This window comes from Mycobacterium sp. MUNTM1 (assembly GCF_054660795.1).
This window is the reverse complement of record NZ_BAAGDE010000152.1, coordinates 1-536: the sequence shown is the minus strand read 5'-3', so window position 1 is coordinate 536 and position 536 is coordinate 1. Positions and strand designations below refer to the sequence as shown.

At 59.7% G+C, this 536-nt stretch carries 1 protein-coding gene; it reads left to right on the top strand.

The features are described 5' to 3' along the window. Window positions 1-536, top strand: a 536-nt coding sequence (locus tag ACYQ8K_RS30185) for a class I SAM-dependent methyltransferase (protein WP_459975049.1), incomplete at both ends; no start/stop codon positions are given.

Genomic DNA, 536 nt, shown 5'->3' with positions numbered 1-536 from the left:
CTGGCGCTGGGCAAGCTGAACCTCGAGCCGGGGATGACGCTGCTGGACATCGGCTGCGGCTGGGGCGGTGCGCTCAAGCGGGCTGTCGAGAAGTACGACGTCAACGTCATCGGAATTACCCTGAGCCGCAACCAGTTTGAGTACAGCAAGAAGAAGCTGGCCGGGTTGCCGACGGGCCGCAACATCGAGGTGCGCTTGCAGGGTTGGGAAGAGTTCGAGGACAAGGTCGACCGGATTGTATCCATCGGCGCCTTCGAGGCGTTCAAGATCGAGCGCTATCCGGCATTTTTCGAGCGCGCTTACGACATCCTTCCCGACGACGGCCGGATGCTTTTGCATACGATCCTTACCTATACGCAGAAGCAGCAGCATGAGCGTGGCGTTTCGATCACCATGAACGATATCCGTTTCGCGCGATTTATTGGGCGAGAGATTTTCCCGGGCGGACAGCTGCCGGCGCAGGAAGACATTTTCAAATTCGGCGAGGCGGCGGGCTTCACGATCGAGCGGGTGCAGCTGCTGCAGCAGCATTACGC